The sequence below is a fragment of the Sphaerisporangium sp. NPDC049457 genome (assembly GCF_055586705.1).
In genome coordinates, this window is record NZ_JBVJHR010000001.1 from 38,651 (window position 1) to 63,631 (window position 24,981).

At 72.0% G+C, this 24,981-nt stretch carries 25 protein-coding genes and 3 tRNA genes; 10 read left to right on the forward strand and 18 right to left on the reverse strand.

All coding sequences use genetic code 11. From position 1 onward, the window contains the following. Positions 1 to 189: 189 nt before the first annotated feature. Both ACZ6QO_RS00160 and ACZ6QO_RS00165 read right to left on the reverse strand, forming a co-directional pair. Positions 190 to 1,551, reverse strand: coding sequence for a GH12 family glycosyl hydrolase domain-containing protein (locus ACZ6QO_RS00160; protein ID WP_465846167.1), 1,362 nt, complete (start codon positions 1,549 to 1,551; stop codon positions 190 to 192). 106 nt (positions 1,552 to 1,657) lie between these two features. Then, positions 1,658 to 3,187, reverse strand: a complete 1,530-nt coding sequence (locus ACZ6QO_RS00165) for an SDR family oxidoreductase (protein WP_465846169.1) — start codon at positions 3,185 to 3,187, stop codon at positions 1,658 to 1,660. A gap of 152 nt (positions 3,188 to 3,339) precedes the next feature. On the opposite strand from ACZ6QO_RS00165, the gene ACZ6QO_RS00170 reads away from it, so the two are divergent. The 3 genes from ACZ6QO_RS00170 (at position 3,340) to ACZ6QO_RS00180 (ending at position 5,107) form a co-directional block, all read left to right on the forward strand. Continuing rightward, on the forward strand, positions 3,340 to 3,747 hold the full coding sequence (locus ACZ6QO_RS00170; RefSeq protein ID WP_465846171.1) for a nitroreductase family deazaflavin-dependent oxidoreductase: 408 nt from the start codon (positions 3,340 to 3,342) through the stop codon (positions 3,745 to 3,747). Between the two features lie 261 nt (positions 3,748 to 4,008). Next, positions 4,009 to 4,779: a rhomboid family intramembrane serine protease gene (locus ACZ6QO_RS00175; protein ID WP_465846172.1), complete on the forward strand. Its 771-nt coding sequence runs from the start codon at positions 4,009 to 4,011 to the stop codon at positions 4,777 to 4,779. A gap of 58 nt (positions 4,780 to 4,837) precedes the next feature. Further along, positions 4,838 to 5,107, forward strand: a complete 270-nt coding sequence (locus tag ACZ6QO_RS00180; protein ID WP_465846173.1) for a DUF4031 domain-containing protein — start codon at positions 4,838 to 4,840, stop codon at positions 5,105 to 5,107. Here the strand turns inward: ACZ6QO_RS00180 and ACZ6QO_RS00185 are convergent. After that, positions 5,097 to 5,726: an HD domain-containing protein gene (locus ACZ6QO_RS00185; protein ID WP_465846175.1), complete on the reverse strand. Its 630-nt coding sequence runs from the start codon at positions 5,724 to 5,726 to the stop codon at positions 5,097 to 5,099. The genes ACZ6QO_RS00180 and ACZ6QO_RS00185 overlap by 11 nt on opposite strands. A 70-nt stretch (positions 5,727 to 5,796) precedes the next feature. Further along, complete coding sequence (locus tag ACZ6QO_RS00190; protein WP_465846177.1) at positions 5,797 to 6,507, reverse strand: hypothetical protein; 711 nt, start codon at positions 6,505 to 6,507, stop codon at positions 5,797 to 5,799. A 123-nt stretch (positions 6,508 to 6,630) separates the two neighbouring features. Here ACZ6QO_RS00190 and ACZ6QO_RS00195 point away from each other — a divergent pair, with 123 nt between their 5' ends. Further along, complete coding sequence (locus tag ACZ6QO_RS00195) at positions 6,631 to 9,123, forward strand: DEAD/DEAH box helicase (protein ID WP_465847200.1); 2,493 nt, start codon at positions 6,631 to 6,633, stop codon at positions 9,121 to 9,123. A gap of 25 nt (positions 9,124 to 9,148) precedes the next feature. On the opposite strand, the gene dusB is transcribed toward ACZ6QO_RS00195, so the two are convergent. After that, entirely contained in the window at positions 9,149 to 10,261 is a 1,113-nt protein-coding gene (gene dusB / locus ACZ6QO_RS00200) for a tRNA dihydrouridine synthase DusB (RefSeq protein ID WP_465846179.1), read from the reverse strand. Positions 10,262 to 10,394: 133 nt separating this feature from the next. Between dusB and ACZ6QO_RS00205 the strand changes: the two genes are divergently transcribed. The 6 genes from ACZ6QO_RS00205 to ACZ6QO_RS00230 all read left to right on the forward strand — a co-directional run bounded on the left by ACZ6QO_RS00205 (position 10,395) and on the right by ACZ6QO_RS00230 (position 14,188). Continuing rightward, complete coding sequence (locus tag ACZ6QO_RS00205; RefSeq protein WP_465846181.1) at positions 10,395 to 11,051, forward strand: ACT domain-containing protein; 657 nt, start codon at positions 10,395 to 10,397, stop codon at positions 11,049 to 11,051. A gap of 68 nt (positions 11,052 to 11,119) precedes the next feature. Then, positions 11,120 to 11,192: transfer RNA gene (locus ACZ6QO_RS00210), tRNA-Gly, on the forward strand. Between the two features lie 30 nt (positions 11,193 to 11,222). Then, positions 11,223 to 11,293 (forward strand) — tRNA-Cys (locus tag ACZ6QO_RS00215). 22 nt (positions 11,294 to 11,315) lie between these two features. Next, positions 11,316 to 11,390: transfer RNA gene (locus ACZ6QO_RS00220), tRNA-Val, on the forward strand. 201 nt (positions 11,391 to 11,591) lie between these two features. Next, positions 11,592 to 12,491: a helix-turn-helix transcriptional regulator gene (locus ACZ6QO_RS00225; RefSeq protein WP_465846182.1), complete on the forward strand. Its 900-nt coding sequence runs from the start codon at positions 11,592 to 11,594 to the stop codon at positions 12,489 to 12,491. Positions 12,492 to 12,571: 80 nt separating this feature from the next. Beyond that, positions 12,572 to 14,188 carry a bis-aminopropyl spermidine synthase family protein gene (locus ACZ6QO_RS00230; RefSeq protein WP_465846184.1) on the forward strand — a complete coding sequence of 539 codons (1,617 nt, stop codon included), beginning with the start codon at positions 12,572 to 12,574 and terminating at the stop codon, positions 14,186 to 14,188. Between the two features lie 103 nt (positions 14,189 to 14,291). Here ACZ6QO_RS00230 and ACZ6QO_RS00235 read toward each other — a convergent pair whose 3' ends face one another. The 13 genes from ACZ6QO_RS00235 to ACZ6QO_RS00295 form a co-directional block, all read right to left on the reverse strand. Then, entirely contained in the window at positions 14,292 to 15,212 is a 921-nt protein-coding gene (locus tag ACZ6QO_RS00235) for a neutral zinc metallopeptidase (protein WP_465846186.1), read from the reverse strand. Between the two features lie 115 nt (positions 15,213 to 15,327). Then, positions 15,328 to 15,834: an SRPBCC family protein gene (locus ACZ6QO_RS00240; RefSeq protein WP_465846187.1), complete on the reverse strand. Its 507-nt coding sequence runs from the start codon at positions 15,832 to 15,834 to the stop codon at positions 15,328 to 15,330. Between the two features lie 196 nt (positions 15,835 to 16,030). Continuing rightward, a complete protein-coding gene (locus ACZ6QO_RS00245) occupies positions 16,031 to 16,384 on the reverse strand; it encodes a YciI family protein (protein WP_465847202.1) in 354 nt (117 codons plus the stop codon). 122 nt (positions 16,385 to 16,506) lie between these two features. Beyond that, on the reverse strand, positions 16,507 to 16,791 hold the full coding sequence (locus ACZ6QO_RS00250) for a hypothetical protein (RefSeq protein ID WP_465847204.1): 285 nt from the start codon (positions 16,789 to 16,791) through the stop codon (positions 16,507 to 16,509). 17 nt (positions 16,792 to 16,808) lie between these two features. Beyond that, a complete protein-coding gene (locus ACZ6QO_RS00255; RefSeq protein ID WP_465846189.1) occupies positions 16,809 to 16,949 on the reverse strand; it encodes a hypothetical protein in 141 nt (46 codons plus the stop codon). Between the two features lie 224 nt (positions 16,950 to 17,173). Further along, the gene (locus tag ACZ6QO_RS00260; protein WP_465846190.1) at positions 17,174 to 17,548 is read right to left on the reverse strand and encodes a hypothetical protein; all 375 of its coding nucleotides are present in this window, start codon (positions 17,546 to 17,548) and stop codon (positions 17,174 to 17,176) included. Next, positions 17,518 to 17,928, reverse strand: coding sequence for an SRPBCC family protein (locus ACZ6QO_RS00265; protein WP_465846192.1), 411 nt, complete (start codon positions 17,926 to 17,928; stop codon positions 17,518 to 17,520). The genes ACZ6QO_RS00260 and ACZ6QO_RS00265 overlap by 31 nt, the downstream gene beginning before the upstream one ends. A 283-nt stretch (positions 17,929 to 18,211) precedes the next feature. After that, on the reverse strand, positions 18,212 to 19,207 hold the full coding sequence (locus ACZ6QO_RS00270) for a LacI family DNA-binding transcriptional regulator (RefSeq protein WP_465846194.1): 996 nt from the start codon (positions 19,205 to 19,207) through the stop codon (positions 18,212 to 18,214). A gap of 25 nt (positions 19,208 to 19,232) precedes the next feature. Then, the gene (locus ACZ6QO_RS00275; RefSeq protein ID WP_465846196.1) at positions 19,233 to 20,222 is read right to left on the reverse strand and encodes a LacI family DNA-binding transcriptional regulator; all 990 of its coding nucleotides are present in this window, start codon (positions 20,220 to 20,222) and stop codon (positions 19,233 to 19,235) included. Beyond that, entirely contained in the window at positions 20,219 to 21,682 is a 1,464-nt protein-coding gene (locus tag ACZ6QO_RS00280; protein WP_465847206.1) for a GH1 family beta-glucosidase, read from the reverse strand. Before ACZ6QO_RS00280 ends, ACZ6QO_RS00275 begins: the two co-directional genes overlap by 4 nt. Beyond that, positions 21,682 to 22,461 carry a carbohydrate ABC transporter permease gene (locus tag ACZ6QO_RS00285; protein ID WP_465847208.1) on the reverse strand — a complete coding sequence of 260 codons (780 nt, stop codon included), beginning with the start codon at positions 22,459 to 22,461 and terminating at the stop codon, positions 21,682 to 21,684. Before ACZ6QO_RS00285 ends, ACZ6QO_RS00280 begins: the two co-directional genes overlap by 1 nt. A 47-nt stretch (positions 22,462 to 22,508) precedes the next feature. Continuing rightward, the gene (locus tag ACZ6QO_RS00290) at positions 22,509 to 23,483 is read right to left on the reverse strand and encodes a carbohydrate ABC transporter permease (protein ID WP_465846197.1); all 975 of its coding nucleotides are present in this window, start codon (positions 23,481 to 23,483) and stop codon (positions 22,509 to 22,511) included. Between the two features lie 169 nt (positions 23,484 to 23,652). Further along, on the reverse strand, positions 23,653 to 24,918 hold the full coding sequence (locus ACZ6QO_RS00295; RefSeq protein WP_465846199.1) for an ABC transporter substrate-binding protein: 1,266 nt from the start codon (positions 24,916 to 24,918) through the stop codon (positions 23,653 to 23,655). Positions 24,919 to 24,981 lie beyond the last annotated feature (63 nt).

Here is a 24,981-nt window from a genome sequence, read left to right on the forward strand (position 1 = left end):
GGGGGGGGAAAAAGGAGGAGGGGGGGGGGGGAAACGAACGACCCGCGAGAGCGCGAAGGCGGAGCAGGGGGTAGGTTGCTCCCCCCACCACCCCCCCCCCCCCCGGGGGGGGGCTCCCCCCCCCCCCCCCCGGGACGCGGGATCGTCTCCACGGGGAGGCGGGGTCACCTCCTCACCGCGGACTCCTGATCAGCCGACCGTGCAGGCGGTCCCGTTGAGGGTGAAGGAGGTCGGCGAGCCGTTGTTGGAGGACCAGGTGCCCTGGAACCCGAACGAGGTGGTGCCGTTCGCCGGGATCGACCCGTTGTGGTCCACGTTCCTGGCGGTCACGGAGGAGCCGTTCTGGGAGACGGTGGCGTTCCAGGCGTTGGTGACCCGCGAGTCCCCCGGGAAGGTGAAGGCGAGCGTCCAGCCGTTGACGGCGCTCGCGCTGCCGACGGTGATGTTGGCGGTGAACCCGCCGGCCCACTCGCTCTTGCTGTAGGTGACCCGGCAGGAGCCGCCGTTGTTGCCACCACCGGAGGAGGTGGTCACCGAGACGGTGTTGGAGGACTGGGAGGTGTTGCCCGCCGCGTCGCGCGCCCGCACCGAGAAGGAGTACGACGTCGAGGCGGACAGCCCGGTGACGTTGTAGGACGTGCCGCTCGCGGTGCCGACGAGGGTGGAGCCGCGGTAGACGTCGTACCCGGTCACGCCGACGTTGTCGCTGGAGCCGTTCCAGGCCAGGCTCACGCCGCTGGAGGTGACGTTCGAGGCCCGCAGGTTGGACGGCGCGGACGGCGCCTGCGTGTCGCCGCCGTTGCCGCCTCCGACGCTGTAGGAGAAGTTGTTCACCGCCAGGCCGGCGCCGCCCACCCAGGGCTCGAAGCCGGCCTGCACGCTGGTGATGTACCACGAGTTCTGCGCGTAGCCGCGGTTCACCATGTCGCTGTAGAACGTGCTGACGTTGAAGCTGATCGAGCTGGTCGGCGAGGTGCGCACGTACGACACGACGTTCCAGCCGATGTTGCCGAACCAGACGTCCCAGGTGCCGCCCGCCAGGTTCACCGTGCCGACCCTGTTGCCGACCGGCTGGACCGACCCGGTGTGGTTCAGCCACACCATCAGCTCCGCCCCGGTGTTCTGCCCGTCCGTGCGGGCCGTCGGGTCGAACCAGACGTCGTAGGCGGCGTCGTAGATGCTGGAGCCGGCCGAGTAGTTCATGCTGACGCTGGTCTGGATGCTGGAGAACCTGCTGTCGGAGACCCGCATGGGCAGGCTGCTGCCCGAGCTGCAGTTGGCGTAGTGACAGCCGGCGTAGACCGCGGGGTAGGAGCCGGGGGCGCCGTTCTGCGGCTTGTTGTGGCTCGCCTCGGTGATGGTGAACCCGCTGGAGGTGACGTTGATGCACTGCCGGGTGTCGTCGCCCCAGTTGTTGTTGATCACGACGTACTTGCCGCCCGATATGGTCGTGGCGCCGTACTTCTCGCAGATCACGGTGTCCGCGCGGGCCGGGCCGGCGATCACCGCCGTCATGAGGATGGAGCCCACAACGGCGAGGACGGCCGTCAAGGCTCTCAGTACTCGGCGTTTCATCATGCCTCCGGGGGGTGGAGTGGTGGGAGCGCTCCCATCTGCCGCGACCCTAGGTTGGCTCACCATTCAGCGACAGGACCGGTTAGCGGAAACGCTCTTCCCTGGCGCTCTGAGCAGGCAGTACGCCCGTCTTTTCCTTGAAACTTTCAGTTCCGGAGGACAGGGCCGCCGCGGCGCGGGCCACGTTGCCCGGCATCCGGCCGAAGATCAACCCATGGAAGGGGTACACCGCCCACCAGTACAGATGGCCCATCAGCCCGCGCGGGTGGAAGATCGCCCGCTGGCCGTAGACGGTCCGGCCGTCCTCTCTGCGGCAGAGCAGTTCCAGCCAGGCCAGTCCGGGCAGCCGCATCTCGGCGCGCAGCCGCAGCAGGCGGCCCGGCTCGATCTCCTCCACCCGCCAGAAGTCCAGCGCGTCGCCCACCCGCAGCCGCGCGGGGTCGCGTCTCCCCCGGCGCAGGCCCACGCCGCCGACCGCGCGGTCGGCCAGGCCGCGGATCCACCAGGCAAGGGGCAGCGAGTACCAGCCGTGGCCGCCGCCGATGCCCTCGATCACCCGCCACAGCGCCTCGGGGGACGCGTCCACCGCCCTGGCCCGCTCGTCCACGTACAGGCTGCCGCCCGCCCAGTCGGGGTCGGTCGGCAGCGGATCGCTCGGGGCGCCGGGCGTCGAGGCCGACGACCAGCGCGTCGCCACGTCCGCCTCCTTGATGCGCAGCAGGGCGAGTCGCACGGCCCGCCCGAAGCGGGTCAGCCCTTCCTCCGGGTCCGGGATGTACCGGGCGATGTCGTGCTCCCGGCAGACCGCCTCGTTGCGCAGCGACTCCACCAGCGGACGGGCCACGCTCGCGGGGACGGGGGTGACCAGCCCCACCCAGTGGCTGGACAGGCTCGGGGTGAGCAGTGGCACCGGGATGACCAGCCGGGGCGGCAGCCCGGCCGCGGCGGCGTAGCCCTGCATCATCTGCGCGTAGGTCAGGACGTCCGGGCCGCCGATGTCGAACGCGCGGTTGAGGCCCTCGGGCAGGTCGGGGGCCCGCACCAGGTAGCGCAGCACGTCCCTGATCGCGATGGGCTGGGTGCGGGTGCGCACCCAGCGGGGGGTGGTCATGACCGGCAGCCGCTCGGTGAGGTGGCGCAGCATCTCGAAGGACACCGACCCCGAGCCGATGATCACCGACGCGCGGAACGCCACCGTGGGCACCCCCGAGGCGAGCAGGATGGCCTCCACCTCCGCGCGTGAGCGCATGTGCGGCGACGGCCGCTCGGACGGGGCCAGGCCGCCCAGGTACACGATGCGGCGCACCCCGGCGTCCCGGGCGGCCGCCGCGAACGTGGCCGCCGCGACGCGGTCGCGCTCGGCGAAGTCGCGGCCGGCGGCCATGGTGTGGACCAGGTAGAAGGCGACCTCCACGCCCTCCAGCGCGGCCCGCGTCGCCACCGGGTCGGTGGCGTCCGCCTCGGCGACCTCGACCCGGTCGCGCCACGTCTGGCCGCGCAGCCGCCCGGCCGTCCGGGCCATGCACCGCACGGAGTGGCCGGCGTCCAGCAGCGCGGGCGCCAGCCGGCCGCCGATGTAGCCGGTCGCGCCCGTCACCAGGCATCGAGCCATCTCATCACCCCCTTGTGGATTCGTGCCCGCGACGAGGAACGGTTGCTCCTCGCGTCCAGTCCCACCCCCGAGGCGATCTCATTTCCTGGGCGGATCATCCTGGTGATACGGGGTAGACCACCGACGTCCAGCAACGAAAGAGGGCAATTCATATGCTTTACGGCAAAGAGCATGTCGAACGCTATAGGGCCACAAACGGCAAGGAAGGTCACGACTGGAACGGCACGACCGTCCTGCTGCTCACCACCAAGGGCCGCACCAGTGGCAAGGAGTTCGTCAACCCGCTGATCTACCAGCAGCACGGCGACGACTACATCGTCGTCGCCTCCAAGGGCGGCGATCCCAAGTCGCCGGACTGGTACCTGAACCTGCAGGCCGACCCGGACGTCGAGGTGCAGGTCAAGGGCGACCGGTTCCGGGCCAGGGCCCGCACGGCGACGCCGGAGGAGAAGCCGGAGCTGTGGCGGCTCATGGCGGCGACCTGGCCGCAGTACGACGAGTACCAGACCAAGACCGACCGGCAGATCCCTGTCGTGGTCCTGGAACGCGCCGGCGGCTGACCCCGGGCCCGCGCCCTGGTTCCGGGCCGCCGCCCCGGCGCTGCCCCTCCGGCACAGTCGCTCCGGCATCACCGTCCGGGCCGCCGCTCTGGCACCCCGCTCTGGCACCGCCGCTCCGGGCCGCCGCTCCCTTCACCGGCCGCGGCCCGCGGGCGGCAGGCGGCGGGCGGTGGCCCTGACGGCTCGGGATTTGCGAAGATGTGCGGGCGGTACCACGGGGGACGGCCCGGACGGCGGTCCGGGCCTCACGGCCGTCCGGTCGTGACGATCCCGCGCCAGCGCGCGACCAGGGAGGCACGGGTGGACGGCGGCAAGCAGACGGCCGAGATCATGATCGCCGAGGCGCGGAAGGCGTTCTGGGTCATGGTCGGGTTCCTGGGGCTGATCTGGGTCGTCCAGATCCTCAACTCGATCACCGGCTACGCCCTCAGCCAGTCGTTCGGCATCGTCGCCCGCGACCCCGCGCGGCTGCCCGACATCGTCACCGCGCCCTTCCTGCACTGGAGCTGGGCGCACATCGAGGGCAACTCCGGGCCGCTGTTCGTCTTCGGCTTCCTCGCCGCCTACCGGGGAGTGGTCAAGTTCCTCGGGGTGACCGCGCTGATCGCCGCGGCGAGCGGGCTCGGCGTCTGGTTCGTCGCCGGGCCGAACAGCGTCACGGCGGGCGCGAGCGGCGTGGTGTTCGGGTACTTCGGCTACATCCTGGTCCGGGGCGTCTTCGACCGGCACCGCATCGACATCGTCGTCGGCCTCGTCATGGCCCTCTGCTTCGCCTACCAGTTCACCGGGCTGCTGCCGACCGACGAGTTCAGCTGGCAGGGCCACCTGTTCGGCTTCGTCGGGGGCATCCTCGGCGGCTGGCTGTTCCGCGAGCGGCGCCCGCGCGCCGCGACGGCGCTCCCGGGCGCGGGCGCTACCGCCCGGCCGCTGGGGGACGCCGCCCCACGCGGGCTGAACCGGCCCGCCCCCACCGCCGGCACCGACCCCTCACGCGCCGCCCTGATGAAGGAACTCGACGACCTGGGCCTGTGAGCGCCATCAGAGGTCACCTGGTCTCGCCGGGCCGGCGCGGGCCGATATCGTCCCCTGTGTGACCGTGCTCATCGATCCGCCGAACTGGCCGGGGCCGCGCGGCCTGCTCTGGTCCCACCTGGTCAGCGACGCCTCGCTGGAGGAACTGCACGCGTTCGCCTCCCGGCTCGGCGTGCCGCCGCGGGCGTTCGACCGCGATCACTACGACGTGCCCGAGACCGTGTACGACCGGGCGATCGGCCTGGGCGCCGAGGCGGTGTCCTCGCAGACCCTGGTGAGACGCCTCACCGCGGCCGGGCTGCGCCGCCGGCGCCGCGTCAGGACCTGAACGGCCCGGCCAGCTCGGCCAGCTCGGCCAGCATGTTGCGCCGGGCGGCGCTCTCCCACAGTTTCCTGGCCGGCGGGGTGCGGTACAGCTCCGGCATCGCGAGCAGGCCTTCCAGCACCCGCGCCCGGCCCGCCCTGAACGCCTCGTCGGGCACGTGGCGGTACTCCTCGCGCACCGCGCGCGCGTAGGCGTCGTAGCCGGGCCCGGCGAGCACGGCGAGGTCCGCGTCGCACAGCACCTCGCCGTCGCGGTCGCCCGGCGCCGGATCGTGCCCGGCGGTCACCCGCACCAGCCGCGCCACCTCGCCGGCCCGCCGGGCTCCGAGGACGCCGGCGAGCCGGGCGAGCCGCGACCGCGCGAGCTGGGCGCTGCGCTCCTCGTCCCAGCCCGGCCGCCCGTCGTACACCGCGTCGTGGAACCAGGCGGCCAGCCGGACGGCCACCGGGTCGGCCGCGAAGCCGGCGAGCGGCTCGACGGCGTCGAGCACCGCGCGCAGATGGCCGACCGTGTGGTAGCGCCGGTGCGGCTCCGACCAGCGCGCGATCAGCTCGGCCCCCACGGCCGCGGCCGCCGCCGAGCTCCCGGCGAGCCGCGCCCACGTCTCCGCCAGATCATCCATGCCCTTCATGGTGCCGGGTGGCCCGCTCCTGCGGCGCACCGGGGCTCAGCCGTGATATCAGCCGGCGACATCAGTCGGCGATGTAGGACAGCGAGCGCACCTCGTAGCCCAGGATTCTGCTGCCGCGGACGTGCATCAGCAGGGCGCCGCCCTCGTAGGAGTACGCGCACACCTTGCCGCCGGTCTCGGGGGTGCATCCCTGGTAGAAGTACCCGACGCCGCCGAATCTGGTGCGGAACAGCTTCTTCACCACGGCCGTCGTGGCGATCTCCAGGCCGCGGTTCCTGTCACCGGCCTTCCACGCCGCGAACAGGTGCTTGGCGGCCTTGTCGCCGGTCGTGAGGTGCCGCGACTCGTACACCTTGGTGACGGTGCCCCTGGAGACGACCATCAGGATGCCGTCGAGGCCGCCGGGCACGCGCACGCTGGTGTGGACGAACCGGCACGCACCGCCTTCGCAGCCGGCGAACTCGTCCGGCGCGCGGTAGGCGTACGCGAACAGCGTCCTGACGGCGGCGGGGGTGGCGACGGCGGCGGCCGCCTTCCTGTCGTCGCGCAGCCACGCCCGGAACAGCTTGTTCGCGACCTTCCCCGGCGCCCGCGCCGCCGTGCCCGCGCTCCCCGCACCCGCCGCTTTCACGGCTTTCACCGCTGAGACGCCCGCCGTCGCGCCACCCGGTGACGCGGCGCCCGCGTACGCGGCGCCCGCCCCCGCCGCGCCCACCGGCAGCGCCAGCGCTCCCGTCACCGCCAGGACGACGGCGGCCTTGGATCCACGCATTTCCACTCCCTCTCCCCCGGGGCTCCGCACGGCCCCCGCAGAAGACGCGGGGCGGGGCGGGAGGGTTCACCAGGCGGACCCGGCACCGGCTCGTGGACCGACCATGGCGCGGTCTTCGGCAGTATTGACTGTGTGAGCCTCCTCGAGCACCTTCCCAAGGACACCGGCCCCGACGCCCTCTTCGAGGCCTTCGTCGACTGGAACACCCAGCGCGGGCTGACGCTGTACCCGGCGCAGGAGGAGGCGCTGATCGAGATCCTGTACGGCAACAACGTGATCCTGGCCACGCCGACCGGCTCCGGCAAGAGCCTGGTGGCGGCGGGCGCGCACTTCGCCGCCCTGGCCACGGGCGAGCGCACCTTCTACACCGCGCCGATCAAGGCCCTGGTGTCGGAGAAGTTCTTCGACCTGTGCGCGGTCTTCGGCACCGACAACGTCGGCATGATGACCGGCGACGCCGCCGTGAACCCGTCCGCGCCGATCATCTGCTGCACGGCCGAGATCCTGGCCAACATCGCGCTGCGCGACGGCGCGCAGGCCGACATCGGCCAGGTCGTCATGGACGAGTTCCACTTCTACGCCGAGCCCGACCGCGGCTGGGCGTGGCAGGTGCCGCTGCTGGAGCTGCCGCACGTGCAGTTCATCCTGATGTCGGCGACGCTCGGCGACGTCACCCGGTTCGAGGCCGACCTGACCCGGCGCACCGGCCGCGAGACCTCGGTGGTGCGCTCGGCCACCCGGCCGGTGCCGCTGTACTACAGCTACCGCACCACGCCGCTGCACGAGACGCTGGAGGAACTGCTGTCCACGCAGTCGGCGCCGGTGTACGTGGTGCACTTCACGCAGGCGGCGGCCATGGAGCGCGCGCAGGCGCTGATGAGCGTCAACATGTCCACCAAGGCCGAGAAGGACGCCATCGCCGCGCTCATCGGCAACTTCCGCTTCACGACCAGGTTCGGCCGGGCGCTGTCGCGGCTGGTGCGCCACGGCATCGGCGTCCACCACGCCGGCATGCTGCCCAAGTACCGCCGGCTGGTCGAGCGGCTGGCCCAGGCGGGCCTGCTCAAGGTCATCTGCGGCACCGACACGCTGGGCGTCGGGGTGAACGTCCCCATTCGCACGGTGCTGTTCACGGCGCTCAGCAAGTACGACGGCAACCGCGTGCGCCTGCTGCGCGCCCGCGAGTTCCACCAGATCGCCGGCCGGGCGGGCCGCGCCGGCTTCGACACCCTCGGCTACGTCGTCTGCCAGGCCCCCGACCACGTCGTCGAGAACGAGAAGGCGCTGGCCAAGGCGGGCGACGACCCCAAGAAGCGGCGCAGGGTCGTCCGCAAGAAGGCCCCCGAGGGCTTCGTCAACTGGAGCGAGGAGACCTTCGAACGCCTGCAGAAGGCCGAGCCCGAGCAGCTGAACTCGCGGTTCAAGGTCAGCAACGCGATGCTGCTCGCCGTCATCAACCGTCCCGGCGACTGCTTCGCGGCGATGAGGCACCTGCTGACCGACAACCACGAGGACCGCAAGGCGCAGCGGCGGCACATCGGCCACGCCATCGCGATCTACCGGTCGCTGCTGGCCGGCGGGGTCGTCGAGAAGCTGCGCGAGCCGGACGAGCACGGCCGCATGGCGCGGCTCACCGTGGACCTGCAGGAGGACTTCGCCCTCAACCAGGCCCTGGCGACGTTCGCGCTGGCCGCGTTCGAGCTGCTCGACGCCGAGTCGCCGGTCTACCCGCTGGACATCGTGTCCATCGTCGAGTCCACGCTGGACGACCCGCGGCAGATCCTGCACGCGCAGCTCAACAAGGCCCGCGGCGAGGCCGTGGCGCAGATGAAGGCCGACGGCGTCGAGTACGAGGAGCGCATGGAGCTGCTCACCGAGGTCACCTACCCGATGCCGTTGCAGGACCTGCTGTTCGGCGCGTACGAGACCTACCGGCGCGGGCACCCGTGGGTGGGCGACTACGCCGTCAGCCCCAAGTCGGTCGTGCGCGACATGTACGAGCGGGCGATGACCTTCGCCGAGTACGTCCAGTTCTACGAGCTGGCCCGCTCGGAGGGCACGGTGCTGCGCTACCTGGCCGACGCCTACCGCACGCTCAGCCGCACCGTCCCCGACCACATGAAGACCGAGGACCTCCAGGACCTCATCGAGTGGCTCGGCGAGCTGGTGCGCCAGGTCGACTCCAGCCTGCTGGACGAGTGGGAGCAGTTGCAGAACCCGACCGAGGAGCTCGAACGGCCGGGCCTTGAGGAGAACACCCGGCCGGTCACCGCGAACCGGCGCGCCTTCCGGGTGCTGGTGCGCAACGCCATGTTCCGCATGGTCGAGCTGTCGGCGCTGGAGCGGTACGAGGAACTGCACGAGCTGGCCGACATCGACTGGGAGGACGCGCTCGACGGCTACTTCGAGGAGCACGACGAGATCGGCACCGGGCCGGACGCCCGCGGGCCGGCGCTGCTGCTCATCGAGGAGGAGAAGGAGCTGTGGCGGGTGCGGCAGGTGCTGCACGACCCGGCGGGCGACCACGACTGGGGCATCAGCGCCCAGGTCGACCTGGCCGCCTCCGACGAGGAGGGCCGCGCCGTCGTCCACGTCATCGCCCTGGACCGCCTCTGACGCGGGCCGCGCCGGAGGCTCCGGCTCAGCCTCCCGAGGTGGCCACCTCGGCGTCCCCGGGGACGGCGGCGTCGCCGGGGTCGTCGAGCCAGCCGTCGGGCAGGTGGACGCGCTCGCGGGCGGTGGACTTGCCGCGCGGCCCGTCGGCGGCCTCGCCGGGCCACGGCTGACCGGCCGGCAGCGCGGCGAGGTGCTCGCGCAGTTCGGCGAGCGAGCCGGCGGTGGCCAGGTCGCGGCGGAGCCCGGCGCCGACGGTGAACCCCTTGAGGTACCAGCCGACGTGCTTGCGGAAGTCCAGGACGCCGTGCGTCTCGCTGCCGAAGCACTCGACCAGCAGCTCGGCGTGGCGGCCCATCGTCGCGGCGACCTCGCCCAGGGTCGGCCGCGCACGCTCGGGGCGGCCCTCGAAGGCGTCGTCCAGGTCGCGGAAGAGCCACGGCCGGCCCAGGCAGCCGCGGCCGACCACCACCCCGTCGCAGCCGGTGCGCCGCATCATCCGGACGGCGTCGTCGGCGCTCCAGATGTCGCCGTTGCCGAGCACGGGGATCTCGGGGACGGCCTCCTTCAGGCGGGCGATGGCGTCCCAGTCGGCGGTGCCGCCGTAGTGCTGCACCGCCGTGCGGGCGTGCAGGGCGACGGCGGCCACCCCCTCCTCGGCGGCGATGCGGCCGGCGTCGAGGTAGGTCAGATGGTCGTCGTCGATGCCCTTGCGCATCTTGATCGTGACCGGCAGCGTCCCGGCTGCCGCCACCGCGGCGCGCAGGATGCGCCGCAGCAGGTCGCGCTTGTACGGCAGCGCCGAGCCGCCGCCGCGCCTGGTGACCTTGGGCACCGGGCAGCCGAAGTTGAGGTCGACGTGGTCGGCCAGGCCCTCCGCGGCCACCATGGCGACCGCCGCGCCCACGACGGCGGGGTCGACGCCGTACAGCTGGAGGCTTCTCGGGCTCTCGCCAGGCTCGAAGCGGATCATCGCCAGGGTCTTGGCGTTGCGCTCGACCAGCGCCCTGGTGGTGATCATCTCGGAGACGTACAGGCCGCCGCCCTGCTCGCGGCACAGCGCCCGGAACGGCGCGTTGGTGACGCCCGCCATCGGCGCGAGGACCACGGGAGGCCAGACCTCGATCGCACCTATCTTCACCTGCTCATTTCTACCGCACCCTCCGGCGGCCGGCGCGCCGCGCCCGGTGGAGGGTGCACTGTTTGGACCGCGAGGAGCACGGGCGGCTAGATTGGGACGGGGCACCGCCCCCACGTGACATCGGAGGCCCTGGATGCTCCTGAGACTGCGCATCTCGCTGCCCGACCGGCCCGGTTCCCTCGGCCAGGTCACGCGCGTCCTCGGGGTCGCGGGCGCCGACATCACCCAGCTGCTCGTGCTCGAACGGGGCGAGGGCCGGGCGGTGGACGACCTGACGGTGTACTGGCCCGACTCGGCGCCGCGCGAGGCGCTGACCCAGTGCCTCGAAGGCGTCGCCGACGTGACCGTCGAAGGCGTCTGGACCACGCGAGAGGCGCCGGGCACCTACCCCGAGCTGGAGATCCTCAAGTACATCACCACCGCGGGCGACCGCGCCCTGGCCACGCTGATCGACTCCATGCCCGTGCTGTTCAGCGCCGACTGGGCCGCCGCCGGCACCGAGAAGGTCCCCCGCGCCGTCGTACACTCCAGCTGGCGGGCCCCCGAGGAGGTGCCGTTCCCCTCCATCACGCCGCCGCGCCCGGAGGCGCACACCCTGCCCTCCGGCCTGCACATCATCGCCGCGCCGCTGCCCCCGCTCGCGCTGACGTTCCTGCTGGCCAGGTCCGAGGGGCCGCCCTTCCACCGCATCGAGGTGCACAGGCTCACCCGCATCCTCGAAATCTTCCTCACGCTGCCCGCCATCGAGCGCACCGTGGCGCGCAACTTCCGCGGATCGGCCGCCGGTTAGGCACCGGCGCGGAAAACCCGCTAGAGTTCCTTCTCGTCACCGAGGGAGGCGATCCCCCGGGGGCGCACGCGGACGTGGCTCAGCTGGTAGAGCATCACCTTGCCAAGGTGAGGGTCGCGGGTTCGAATCCCGTCGTCCGCTCGGAGAGGTCTCCGCGCAGAGGCCTCGCCCGGTGGAGTGGCCGAGAGGCGAGGCAGCGGCCTGCAAAGCCGCGTACACGGGTTCAAATCCCGTCTCCACCTCTGCGCGACGATCGGCAGGCAAGGGCGATTAGCTCAGTGGGAGAGCGCTACCTTGACACGGTAGAGGCCACTGGTTCAATCCCAGTATCGCCCACCACCCGAAAGCCCCAGGTCACAGACCTGGGGCTTTCGCATGTTCCGCGAGGCCGGGCGACCCGTCGTCCGCCGCCGGATTCCCTCCGCGGGGCTCGTTCCGATGACCGGCGGATGACCCCAGCGCGCCAACGATGACGATAAATGTCCCTAAAACCGGCAGTTGCCATACGGCAGGCGCCCGCCGCCTGCTGATACTGAGGTAATGACCCAACAGAAAGAGCTGCGCCAGTTTCTGCGGTCGCGCCGGGAACGCCTGACGCCGCCGGACGTCGGCCTGCCCTGGCATGACGGTCGCCGGGTCACCGGGCTGCGCCGGGAAGAGCTCGCGCTGCTGGCGGGGGTGAGCGTCGACTATTACAGCCGTCTGGAACAGGGCCGCGCCCGCAACGTCTCCGACCAGGTCCTCACCGCGGTGGCGGACGCCCTCCAGCTGAGCGAACTCGAACGGCGCCACCTGTTCGACCTGGTGCGGTCGGCCTCCCTCCGCCGATCGAGTCGCCGGGCGACCGATTCCGGCCCGGTGCGGGTCGTACGGGCCAGGCCCGCGCTCCACGCCATACTGGTGGCGCTCGACCCGCTGCCGGCCGTGTTGCACGGCCCGCGCCTGGAAGTGGTGGGCATCAACAGGATGGGGAAGATCCTCTTCGACGACTTCGACGCCATGCCCGCGGCCGAGCGGAACATGGCGCGGTGGATGTTCCTCAACCCCAGGGCGCGGGAGGTCTACGTCGACTGGGAGGACATCGCCAGGCAGGTCGTGGCCATCCTGCGCGTCACCGCGGGACGCCACGGCTGCGACCGCGCCCTCGTGGCCATGGTCGAGGAGCTGCGCGCCCGCTCGGAGCCGTTCGCGCGCTGGTGGCGGGACTACGCCGTCTTCCAGCACACCTACGGCCCCAAGCGCCTGCGCCACAGCGCCGTCGGCATGATGACGCTCCACTACGAGACCCTGCATCCGCCGGTCGACCGCGACCTCCACCTCATCGTCTACACCGCCCCGCCAGGCTCCCCCTCCGAGGAGAAGCTGCGGCTGCTGTCCAGCTGGGCCACCGCGGGCGCCGTCCCCGCGTTCCACGAAAGCCGGGACCAGGGGGCCGATTAGCCCGCGTCCGATCAAGCCGGACGCCCGCCCGCGGCCGCCCGGCAGGTCTCGCGGCGGCTCGGGGCCGATAGAGTCCTGGCGTGGAGGCAGAAGGCGTGGCCGGGTTGCTCGCCGGCGCGGGGGTGGACGCCAGGCGGTACCGCACGGCGCTGGCGCTGCTGTGCGGCGGCGAGTGGTGGACGCTCGCCGACCTGGTGCGGGCCACGGCCACCTCCCGGCGCGGCATCGAGGCGCTGCTGCGCGTGACGTCGCCCGAACGGTCCGGCGAGCGGTTCCGGCTCACCCCCGAGCAGATCGGGCGCTGCCGCGACCTGCTCGGCGACGACGTCCTCCCGCCGCGGGAGGTCACCGTTTCCTCCCTGGGACGGCCGCCCGCGTCCGGCCCCGCCGACCCCGTCGGGCACCTGCTCCCCCGCCACGCCCAGGTGGTCGAGCGGCTGGAGAAGCTGATCGCGCAGGCTCCCCGTGGACGGCACGTGCTCGACCACGTCGCCGCGACGCCCGAGACCGTGGCGCGCAGGGCGCTGCTGCTCGGGACGCGGTTCTGGCTGGGGCGGGCCCGGCTGCTGTGCGTGGGCGACCACGACCTGACCTCGCTGGCGGTCAAGATGATCCACCCCGAGACCGACGTCACGGTGGTGGACATCGACGAGCGCATCCTCGCCTACATCGACGAGCAGGCCGAACGGCTCGGTTTCACGGTGCGCACCCTCTGGGCGGACCTGCGGCTCGGCCTGCCGCCCGCGGCGCGCGGCCAGGCCGACCTCGCGCTCACCGACCCGCCCTACACCCCCGAGGGGGTGGGGCTGTTCGTCGCCAGGGCGGTCGAAGGGCTGCGCGACCCGGACGAGGGGCGGGTGGCGCTGGCCTACGGGGCGAGCGAGCGCACGCCGATGCTGGCCCTGAAGGTGCAGAACTCCCTGCACGACCTGAACCTCTGCTACGAGGCCATGTATCCGGACTTCAACCGCTATTTCGGCGCGGAGGCCATCGGCTCGGCCGCCGACCTCTACATCCTGCGTCCCACCACCAAGACGCGGCCCGCCGTCGCGGCCCGGGTCGACCGCTACGTCACCGGCATCTACACCCAAGGGCCCCAGTCGGTCGAGTCGCGCCCGGACGCCGGCGTGGCCGCCCCGGACGCCGGCTTCGAGCCTGAGGTGCTGGTGGGCGACTGGCCGAAGGACCTCTCGCCCAGGACGCCGCGGGCCCGGCTGTCCACCTGGCTCGCCAAGCCGTACGCCGCGTCGCCGCGCCGCGTCGCCATCGCGGTGCCCGCGGGCCTCACGGCCGCGCTCCCCCGCCTGCTGCTGGCCACCCGGGCCGGCCACGTCCGGGTCTCGCCGGCCGAGCCGCTGCAAGACTTCGACTGGCCGGCCGAGCCGCTCTCCTCCGTCTACCGGCTGACCGCGGACGGCGCCGTCCTGGACGCCGTGCGGGTGGACCCGCCCGAGGACGAGACGGGACGCCTGCTGCGCGCGATCTTGGACAACGCGCACGGCAAGCTCGTCAACACCTGGCGCGAAGGGCTGATCCGCACGCGGCCCGAGCTGACCAAGAAGCAGGCCAGGGCCGCCATCGACGAGGTCGCCCCCTGGGCGGGCGACGTCACCGTCCTGGAACTGCCCGCGCACCGCCTGCGCGATCTCCGCGCGACGGTGGCCGCCTCGCTCGCCGGCGTCCCCCGCCCCGCCTGATCCCGCGCCCGCGCACGGCCAAGGTGCGCACCGGCGGTCCGGGCGGGCGGTGCCGAGCACCGACGAACACGGGCGGGCACGGACTGGCACGGGCGGGCACGGCTCAGGTGACCTCGCGGCGGGGCGGGGACCAGGTGTCGCAGGCGCCGGCGCGGCCGGAGCGGTGGCCCTTCTCCAGCCACCGCAGCTGCGTGGCCAGGCCGCCGTGGTCACGGACCCATTTCTGCGGGAGGGTGCCGAGGTAGATGTACCGGAACAGCGCCCAGGGCGGCATCGACCGGCCCATGGCGGCGATCGACACCCCCGCGAGGCACTCGGCCTGCAGTTCCAGGCGCCGGCTCACCAGGTCCTCGCTCGCGGCGGAGCGGGCGGCGTCGTAGGCCTCGTCCGTGTAGTCGGAGATGTAGGCCATGTTCTGGACGTGGTGGCCGTACTCGTGCGCGATCACCTCGGCCAGGACCGGCGCGGCCGCCGGGTTCAGCTCGTACCGGTCGACGACCACGTAGAAGATCCTGGTCTGGTCGCAGTAGGTGCCCTTGGCGCCCTTGAGGGGCATCAGCCCGCAGTCGCGGTCGCGCACCCGGTGCCGGACGAACCGGCGCGGGGGCAGCGTGTAGTACATCTTCGCCAGCGCGAACTGGCGGGCCCAGACGCGGTCGAGGCAGGAGGCGACGGCCCGCATGTACTTCTTGGTGGACGCCCAGACGCCGGCCCTGATCGCCGGCAGGCGGCATTTCGCCCCCGCCTTCGGCAGGGCGTACAGCGGGTTGTCCACCGCGGCCGTCCGGCCCCGCGGAGGGAGGATCGTCTTCGACCGGCGCTCCGCCCGTGCCAGGCGCGAGGGAGTGGGCGCCGCGGTCGCCGTCGGCGAGGACGCCGGCGTCGGGACGGCCGGGCGGGCGGCGGAGCTCCCGGCCGCCAGGGGCCGGACCGGCGCCGGACCGGGCGAGCGAACGGGCAGGGCTTGCCCGGCGTCGGCGGTCAGGAGCGCGCAGGCGACCAGCAACGGGAGAAGACGGCGCATGATCGCGAAGCTTAAGCACCGTTTATTACGAAATGACGGTCGATATGACCGATATAACCAAATAGCGGATGCTGTCCCGGCCGGCCCCGGCACGGAACCGAGCCCGGCCGGCCCGTCAGTCGCGGGCCATCGCGTCCAGGGTCTCCAGCATGTGCTCGCGCAGCTCGGTGAGGCGGACGTCCAGGATCAGCGAGGCGATCTCGGGGTTGCCCTGGATCATCTCGCGCAGGCCGCTGTGCCCGGGACCGTGGACGAAGCTGTGCCTGACCACCGTCTTGCCGGGCTCGTCGCCGGGCACCAGCTCGTAGTGCCACCGCGACGAGGGGCGGCCGGGGTCGCCCTCGGGGTCGAGCACCAGCCAGCCGAACGTGCGCGGCGCCTCCGCCTCGGTCACCACGCAGGTCACCGTCCAGACGCGGCCCTGGCGGCGGTTGCGTCCTTGGAAGCGGGTGCCCTCGCGGACCTCGGCGTGGCCGGGGTCGGCCCAGGCCCCGTGCTCGCACTCGGGGCTGAAGTCCCCGATGCGCGGCACCGCGGTGATCCTCTCCCAGAGGTGCTCGGGCGGCGCGTCCACGGTGACCTCCAGGTCCACCCGCGCGCCGGTGATGCCGTAGTCCTCCATGCCGACCCTCCGCAAGCTGCCGTGGCTCCGTCGGTGCCCACCTGGCGATGAGCTCCTGCGGCAACTATCCGCCGCGAGGAGCCGCCCGGTCTCGGCGGAGCGCGGCGGATACCGGTGCGTAGGGGTGCCGCTGGGGTGCGCGGCGGCACGGCCGCCGCTGCGCCGCCGGGGAGGCCGCCCGGGGGCGGGGTCGCGGTCACAGGTCGGGGGCGGCGGCGTCCATGAGGGGACGGACCTCGACGCCGGTGTAGCGGGCGTCCGGGATGAGCGCGGCCAGCTCGATCGCGCGCTTCTTGCTCGCGCACTCGACCAGGTAGTAGCCGCGGACGTGCTCCTCGGCCTCGGCGTACGGCCCGCCGGTGGCCTGGACGGCGCCGTGGCGCACCCGTACGGCGGCGCCGGTCGAGGGATCGGCCAGGGCCTCGGCGCCGACCATCTCTCCCGATGCGCTGATCGCCGCGACGAACCGGTCGTGGCCGGCGAAGATCTCCTGACGCGCCCGCTCGGGCAGCGCGTCCCAGATGGCCGGGTTCATGTAGATCATCAGCATGTACTTCACTCGCGCGCTCCCGGCGGGTCCGGCGCCTCCCGCGGGCGCCTCACACCCATGGGTCGGAGCCGCGGCCGCGTCCTCGACGTCACACCGGAGAGGTCTTGCGGGCGGCCGCCCGATCAGGCGGGCTCTTCGGCCGAGGAGCCGGTCGCGAGGGTGTGGCAGGCGCGCAGTTCCCAATGGCTGATGGCGGGGTCGTTCAGGACTTCGGCGACCGTGGCCTGGATCTGGTCGCTGGTGGTGTCGTCGGCGGTGTCGACCCGTATGACGATCTCACCGTTCGCCTGCCTAAGGTCTTTACGCCATTTGTCGGGAAGCAAGGCCAATATCCGGATGCCGTCGATGGGGGAATTGGCCGATGGCTGCGACGTGGCGGTGCGGTGCATCGTCAGCTCGACCAGCATCGTCACCCGTCCCTCGTTCAGTCCCAGGTGGTGCCCGGGATCATCGTGATGCAGCGGCCTATGCCGATGGTACCGCCGATGTTACCCGAGGGAGCGGTCACGACGATCGTGATGGAGGGGTTTGCCGGGAATGCGGGTTTTTGCATTTCCTTTTCCATTTCCGCGGGCGCGCATTTCGTCCGCGTGCAAAATGATCGGGGGATTCAACGCCCGATGGCCGGCGAATCGGTTCGCCCTCCCGGGCGTCGCCGCCGCGCCCTCGGCGGCGTCCGGGGCGCCGGCGGGACGGCGGCATCGCGGCGGGCATGGCGCCGGGCCACGTGCCGCCGTCGTGCCGCGCGCGCCGTCCGGCTGAGCGCGTGCCCGCCGGAGGCCGGGCGGCTCACGCGAAGAGCTTGGTCAGCCAGTCCTGCCACGCCTGCTCGACCTTCTTGGGATCGGCCTTGTCGGCGAAGATGTGGTGCCCCACCACCACCGTGTCGTGCTGACCCCGGATGAACCGGTACAACCCATCACCGGTCCGCACCCCCAGGAAATCCGGCGCCACATAGTCGGCCACACCCTCGATCGGCGCGAACCCCTCCGGCGTCAACCGGACCCGATCACCCTGCACCACCTTGCGGGTGAGCCCCAGCCCCCGCTCCAGCACCGACCACACCGGCTCCACCCCACCCCCACCAGGCCGCGCCGCGAACACCACCAGCGCGAACTGACCCGGAAAATGAGTCAGATACTGGTCCAGAGTGTGCAGATACATGTCCCAGCCGCGCTCCAACGCCTCACCTCCGCCTGCCACCCATCACCCAGAACACCGCTCTGCACCAGCCGCAGCACCGTGTTCTCCTGTCCGTTCCGCTGTCCGCGCCCCTCGATCAGGAACTCGAACGCCATGAACGTGCCGTTCTCGCCCTCCGCGCTGCGGAAGGCGAACCGCCGGTGCGGCTCCCACGCCGTGACCGTGGCCTCCACCGGGAAGTCGCCGAAGAACTGCACCGCCTTGCCGCCGACCCGCGGCTCCACCTCGTTGCGGCCCAGGAACCAGGAGTTCAACCCCGGCCCGCTCGCCACCGCCTCCCACACCCGGGCGGCACTCGCCCGCAGCTCGATCTCCTTACGCACTTCGAACGGGTGCGTCATGGCACTGCTCCTTCGGTCTCGATCTGGTCGTGACGCCGGTGCTCGGTGGCCGCCGTCCCGGTCCGCGGTCCGTCCGGCCATGGCTCTACGGTCGCACCGAACACTTTTTTTGTCAAGACTGCTGGAGTTGTCGGATGGCGGACATGCGAGAAGACCGGCCCGCCCTGACGGCGGACCGGTTCCCACCAGGGGATTCACCCCGGATCACGATGGCCGGCGCGTGCGCGCGGCCCGCGCGGCCCTCTCTCGGCCCGCGCGGACCCGTCGGCGACCGGCCGTCCCGCTAGGCGGACTCGCGCACGACGAGCTCGGTCGGCAGCACCACCGGGTCCGCCTGGCCGCCTTCGAGCATGCGCAGCAGCAGGCGCACCATGGCCGCCGCCTGCTCGCGGAACGGCTGGCGGACCGTCGTCAGCGGCGGCTCGGTGTAGCCGGCGGCCTCGATGTCGTCGAACCCGACCACCGCGACGTCGTCGGGCACCCGGCGGCCGGCCTGCCGCAGCGCCTGGAGCGCTCCGATGGCCATCAGGTCGTTGGCGACGAACACCGCGTCCAGCGCCGGGTCGTCCTCCAGCAGCTGCCGCATCGCCACGGCCCCCGACTCGCGGGTGAAGTCGCCGATGGCGACGATCGACCGCCGGTCGGACCCCTGCAGCACCGCCCGGTAACCGGCCAGGCGATCTTGACCGGCGATCATGTCCGGCGGCCCGGCGATCGTGGCGATGCGCCGCCGCCCGCGTTCCAGCAGGTGGCGCACGGCCATCTCGGCGCCGCCGACGTTGTCGTCGTCGACGTAGGGCAGGTTCACGTTGACGGCCGGCCGGCCGTAGGACACGGCGGGGACGCGCATGCGGGTGATCGCCGCCGGCAGCGGGTCGGCGCCGTGCATCGAGATCAGCATGACGCCGTCGACGTGCCCGCCCGTCAGGTAGCGCTCGACCCTGGCGTGGCTGGTCGGGTCGCCCGCGAGCATCAGCAGCACCTGTTTGTCGGCGGCCTCCAGCTCGGCGCTCGCCGAGCGGATCACCGTGGAGAACATCGGGTCGTCGGAGAACACCCTGGTCGGCGGCTCGGACACCACCAGCGCGATCGAGTCGGTCCGCTGGGTGACCAGACTGCGGGCCGCCAGGTTGGGGACGTACCCCATCTCCTCGACGGCGCGCATCACCGCGTCGCGCAACTCAGCGGTGACGGTCGTCCCCCCGTTGACCACCCGGGAGACCGTGGCCCGGGACACCCCCGCCCGCGCCGCCACGGCCTCGAGAGTCGGTCGTCTCATTCCCTTGTCCTCCAACGATGATTGTCTACGCCGACTCCCTGACCACCAGCTCGTTCTGCATGATGACAGGCTCACCCGGCGCGCCGTCCAGCAGCCCGAGCAACAGCATGGCCGCTGCCGCCGCCTGATCCCCCATCGGGCTGCGCACCGTGGTCAGCGGCGGCACGGTGTACAGGGCGGCCTCGATGTCGTCGAAGCCCACGACGGCCACGTCGTCCGGCACCCGGCGGCCGGCCTCCCGCAGGGCGTGCAGGGCCCCGATGGCCATCAGGTCGTTTGCCGCGAAGACGGCGTCCAGCGCCGGATCGTCCTCGAGCAGCTGCCGCATCCCCGCGGCGCCGGACACGCGGGTGAAGTCGCCGATGGCGACGATCGACCGGCGCCCGCTCTCGCGAAGCGTCTCGCGGTAGCCGGCCAGCCGGTCCCGCGAGGGGATCAGGTCGAGCGGGCCGGTGATCGTCGCGACCCGCCGCCGGCCCCGTGAGAGCAGGTGGCGGGCCGCGAGACGCGCGCCGCCCGCGTCGTCGTTTCCGGCGTACGGCACCCCGGCCGCCGACCTGCCGAACGACACCACGGGCACGCCCGCGCGCGCCAGCGACCCGGGCAGCCGGTCGGGGCCGTGCATCGGCACGAGCAGCACCGCGGCCACGTGCCCGGCCGCGACGAACCGCTCGGCCCGCAGCCGGCTCTCGTCGGACGCGGCCAGCATCAGCATGACCTGCTTGCCCGCGTCCTCCAGGACGCGGCTGACGGTGCGGACCACCGTGGAGAACATCGGGTCGTCGGACACCACACCCTGCGGCGGATCGGACACGATCACCGCGACCGTGTTGGTGCGCTGGGTCGCGAGGCTCCTCGCCGCGCCGTTCGGCACGTACCCCAGCTCGCGCACGGCCCGCAGCACCTGCTCGCGGATCACGGGGGTGACCGACGCCTCGCCGTTGACCACCCGGGACACGCTCGACTTGGACACACCCGCCCGCGCCGCCACCGCCTCCAAGGTGGGTCGTCTCATGTCAGTCCATTCTCCCTGATGACACCGCGGTACCAGGCTCCGCTGTCCTTCAGCAGCCGACGCTGGGTGTCGAAGTCCACCCGGACGATGCCGAACCTGCGGTCGTACCCCTCGGCCCACTCGAAGTTGTCCAGCAGCGACCAGACCAGGTAGCCGCGTACGTCCGCGCCCGCCTCGATGGCGGCGTGCACGGCGCGCAGGTGGGAGTCGAGGTAGGCGACGCGCTCGGCGTCGCGCACCCGCTCGCCCGGCTCCCCCGGCTCGCCCTCGCCCGGCTCGGCCGAGGTCACGACGTCCTCGAACGCGGCGCCGTTCTCGGTCACCATCAGTGCCGTCCCGGGGTAGTCCCTGGTCAGCTGGAGCAGCAGGCGCGACAGCCCTTCTGGAACGATCGGCCAGCCCATGGCCGTCTTCGGCACGTCCGCGGCGGGGAAGGCGATGTCCTCGCCGCCGGGCCAGGCGGCGTCGGCGGGCACGCCGGGCGCGGACCGCACCACGCAGGGGTTGTAGTAGTTGACCCCGATGACGTCGGTCGGCTGATGGGCGTCCTTGAGGTCGCCCTCGTGGATGTGCCCGAGGCCGCCGTGCCGCTCCAGGATCGCGAGCACCTCGGCCGGGTACTCCCCGAGCAGCACCGGGTCGAGGATCTGCCGGTGCATCATGGCGTTGGCGCGGGAGACCGCCTCCGCGTCGGCCTGCGACACCGGCGCGGCGGGGTCGAGCAGCTGCTCGGGCGTCACCATCGGCGAGGTGTTGACGACCAGCATGACCTCCTGCGCACCGGCCGCGCGCAGCGCCTGGGTGGCGAGCCCGTGGGCGAGCACGAAGTGGTGCGAGGCCAGCAGCGCCGACCGCGCGTCCGTGCGGCCGGGCGCGTGCACGCCGTTGCCGTAGCCGAGGAACGCCTGTATCCACGGCTCGTTCAGGGTGGTCCAGTGCCGGACGCGGTCGCCGAGGCGGGCGTGCACCACCTCGGCGTACTCGGCCAGCCGGTAGGCGGTGTCCCGGGACGTCCAGCCGCCGCGGTCCTCCAGCGCCTGGGGCAGGTCCCAGTGGTACAGGGTCACGTACGGGGTGACGCCGGCGCCGGCGAGCTCGTCGACGAGACGGTCGTAGAAGTCCAGCCCCCGCGTGTTGACCGGCCCTGTGCCGTCCGGCCGCACCCGCGGCCAGGAGACCGAGAAGCGGTAGGCGCCGAGGCCGAGCTCGGCCATCAGCCGGACGTCCTCCGCGTAGCGGTGGTAGTGGTCGCACGCCACGTCGCCGGTGTGCCCGGAGGCCACCTTGCCCGGCGTGTGCGAGAAGGTGTCCCAGACCGACGGCCCGCGGCCGTCGTCCCTGACCGCCCCCTCGATCTGGTAGGCCGCCGTCGAGGCGCCCCAGACGAACCCTTCGGGGAAGACCGCCCGCCCCTGCGTCAGATGCGAAGGCAGGGTCCCCCGAGTAGGAACGGTCATCATCATCCTTTCACTGCTCCTTGCATGATTCCGCCGATGATCTGCTTGCCGAGCAGGCCGAAGACGATGACCAGCGGCAGCGTGCCGAGCGCGGTGCCGGCGAGGCTGAGGGCGTAGTCGCTGATGTAGCCCGCGGCCAGCGTCGAGAGGGCGACCTGCACGGTCGGGTTCTCCGGGGTCAGCACGATGAGCGGCCAGAAGTAGTCGTTCCAGGCCGACATGAACGTGAGCATGCCGAGGACGGCCGCCGCCGGGCGGGCGGCGGGCATCACCACGTGCCAGAACAGGCCCCAGGTGGTGCAGCCGTCGACGCGGCCGGCCTCCAGCAGCTCGGTCGGCAGGGCCCGCGACAGGTACTGCGTCATGAAGAACACGCCGAAGGCGTTGGTCAGCGCGGGGACGATCAGCGCGTACATGGTGCCGGTCCACTCGAGCTTCACCATGAGCAGGTACAGCGGGATGATGCCGAGCTGGGTCGGCACCATCATGGTCCCCACGGTGAGCAGCAGCAGGGCCCTGCCGCCGCGGAAGCGCATCTTGGCGAAGGCGAAGCCGGCCAGGGTGGAGAAGAACATCACCGAGACGGCGATCGCGCCGGCGACCAGCACGGAGTTCAGCAGGGCCAGGGCGAACGGCACGGTGTCGAAGACGCGGGTGATGTTGGCGACCAGGTTGCCGCCCGGCAGCATCGGTGGCGGCACGTCGGCCAGCGCGGAGTTGTCGCGCGAGGCCACCACGACGCTGTAGTAGAGCGGGAGCGCCGAGAAGAACGCCACCGCCATGAGCGTCAGGTAGGTGAGCGTGCGGGCGGTGCCCGCCGTGCGCGGTATCACGTGAGGCTTCCTCTCGCCCGGCGGGTCAGCAGGTAGTTGACGGCCGCGATGACGACGATGAAGAGGAACATCATCCAGGACACGGCCGAGGCGTAGCCGAAGTCCAGCTTGACGAAGTTCTCGTAGATGAACAGCGACAGCGTCTGGTACTGCCGGTCGGGGCCGCCGGTGGGGCTGTAGATGCCGAACAGCAGCGGCTCGGCCAGGATCTGCATGGCGCCGATCGTGGAGGTGATGACCACGAAGACGATCGTCGGCCTGATCATCGGCACGGTGATCCGGCGGAGCTGGGTGATGCCGCCGGCCCCGTCGATGGTGGCGGCCTCGTACAGCTCGCGAGGGACGGCCTGCATCGCGGCCAGGAAGATGAGCGCGTTGTAGCCGGTCCACCGCCACATGATCATGACGGAGATGGCGACGTGGGAGGTCGCGGTGCCGGCGTTCCAGTCGATGGCGCCGGCGCCGAACAGCGACAGGACCCAGTTGATCAGCCCGTAGTCGCGGCCGAAGAGCTGGCTGAAGATGACGACGACGGCGACGACGCTGGTGACGTTCGGCAGCAGCAAGGTGACGCGGAACAGGGTCTGGGCGCGCAGCGGCCGGTTGAGCAGGTGGGCCAGGAAGATGGCCAGCAGCAGCTGCGGAACGGTGGAGAGCACGCCGATCGACACCGTGTTGAAGGTGGCGTTCCAGAAGTAGTCGTCGGCGAGCAGCGTGGTGAAGTTGTCCAGGCCGACGAACTCGTGGACGTCGGACAGCAGCGTCCACTCGTGGAGGCTCACCCAGGCGGTGTACGCCAGCGGGAACAGCCCGAAGGCGCAGAACAGCAGGAAGAACGGGGCGACGTAGGCGTACGGGGAGGCCTTCACGTCGAGCCGGTGGGCCAGGTGCCGCCGGCGGGGGCCGGCCTCCGGCCGGACGGGCGGGTGGGGCGGTGTCGCCGCCAGGTTGTCAGGGGCACGGGTGGCCATGGCAGCTCCTTTCGGCAGGCCATCGGGGCCGGCGGGCCGGGCCTCGCCGGCGGGCCCGCCCGGCCTGGTGGGGTGGCCGGTCGGCGCCGCCGGAGCGGGCACGTCTACCATCGGATCCTGCGGGTTCGTGGCCGGCCCGCCGCTTCCAGGCCGGCCACGGCCTCGCGGGTTACTTGATCCTGTCGAGATCCTTGACCGCCTGCGCCCACGCCTCGTCCGGCGACTGCTTGCCCTGTTCGATGCGCTGCAGGGCGTTGCCGAAAGCGGTCAGGACGTCGCTGGCCTTGGGGCCGACGTGCTGGGGCCTGAGCGCCTTGGCCGCGTCGGTGAAGATCTTGCCGGTGGGGGCGTCGTTGAAGAAGTCGTTCTTGTACCCGGTGATCGTCGGGTCGTCGTAGAGCGCGGGGATCGAGGGCAGGGCGCCCGCTTCGGTGAACAGCTTGAGCTGGGTGTCCTTGCTGGTGAGCAGGTCGATCAGCTCGGCGGCCTCCTTGGGGTGCTTGCCCTGCTTGGGCGCCATGAGGTGGGTGCCGCCCTGGTTGCCGCCGCCACCGCCGGGCACCGCGGCCACGTCCCACTTGCCGGCCGTGGTGGGCGCGGCGTCCTTGATGCTGCCGGTCTTCCAGGACGGGCAGATGAGGGTGGCGAACGAGCCCTTGGTCAGGCCGGTGTTCCACGGCGGGCTGAAGGCGGCGAGCTTGGCCGACTCGTCGGCCTGGACCATCTGGGCGTTCAGGTCGAACGCCTTCTTGACGTCGGGGTTGGTGGCGGCGATCAGGTTGTTCTGCTCGTCGTAGAAGCCGACGGGCGCCTGGTCCACCATGGCGCGGAAGTTCTCGCCGGGCCCGTCGAACCACGCGGCGCCGGGGACCTTGGCGGCGACGAACTTCTTGCCCGCCTCCATGTAGGCCTCCCAGGTGGGCCAGAGCTTGGACACCTCGTCCCGGTCGGTGGGCAGGCCGGCCTTCTTGAACAGGTCGGTGCGGTAGCACATGGCCAGGCCACCGACGTCGGTGCCGAGGCCGAGCAGCTTGGAGCCGTCGCTGGACAGGCCCTGCTTCCACTTCCAGTCGAGGTAGTCGGCCTGGCGCTTGCCCAGGCCGTACTCGTTGAGGTCGTGGAACTTGTCGGCGAGCGGGGTGAAGGTGGCGACGTAGCCGGCCTCGACGGCCACGACGTCGCCGGCGCCCGCCCCCGTGGCGATCTGCGTGGTGAGGTTCTTGTGGTGGTCGTTGAACTGGGTGCGGCGTTCGACGATCTCGACGTTCGGGTGCGTCTTCTTGAACTCCTCGTACAGCGGCGCGAAGTGGAAGTCGCTGAACAGCGCGACGGTGAGCTTGATCTTCTCGGCGGGCTGGGCGGCGCCGGACGAGGCGCCGCCGCCCGCGCCGGCGGCCCCCCCCCCCCCCCCTCTTGGGGGGGCGGACAAAAACACGGCGAGAGAAGAGGGGGGCACACCACAGGATGGGCTTCCCACCAAACACCCCCCCGAGGGGAA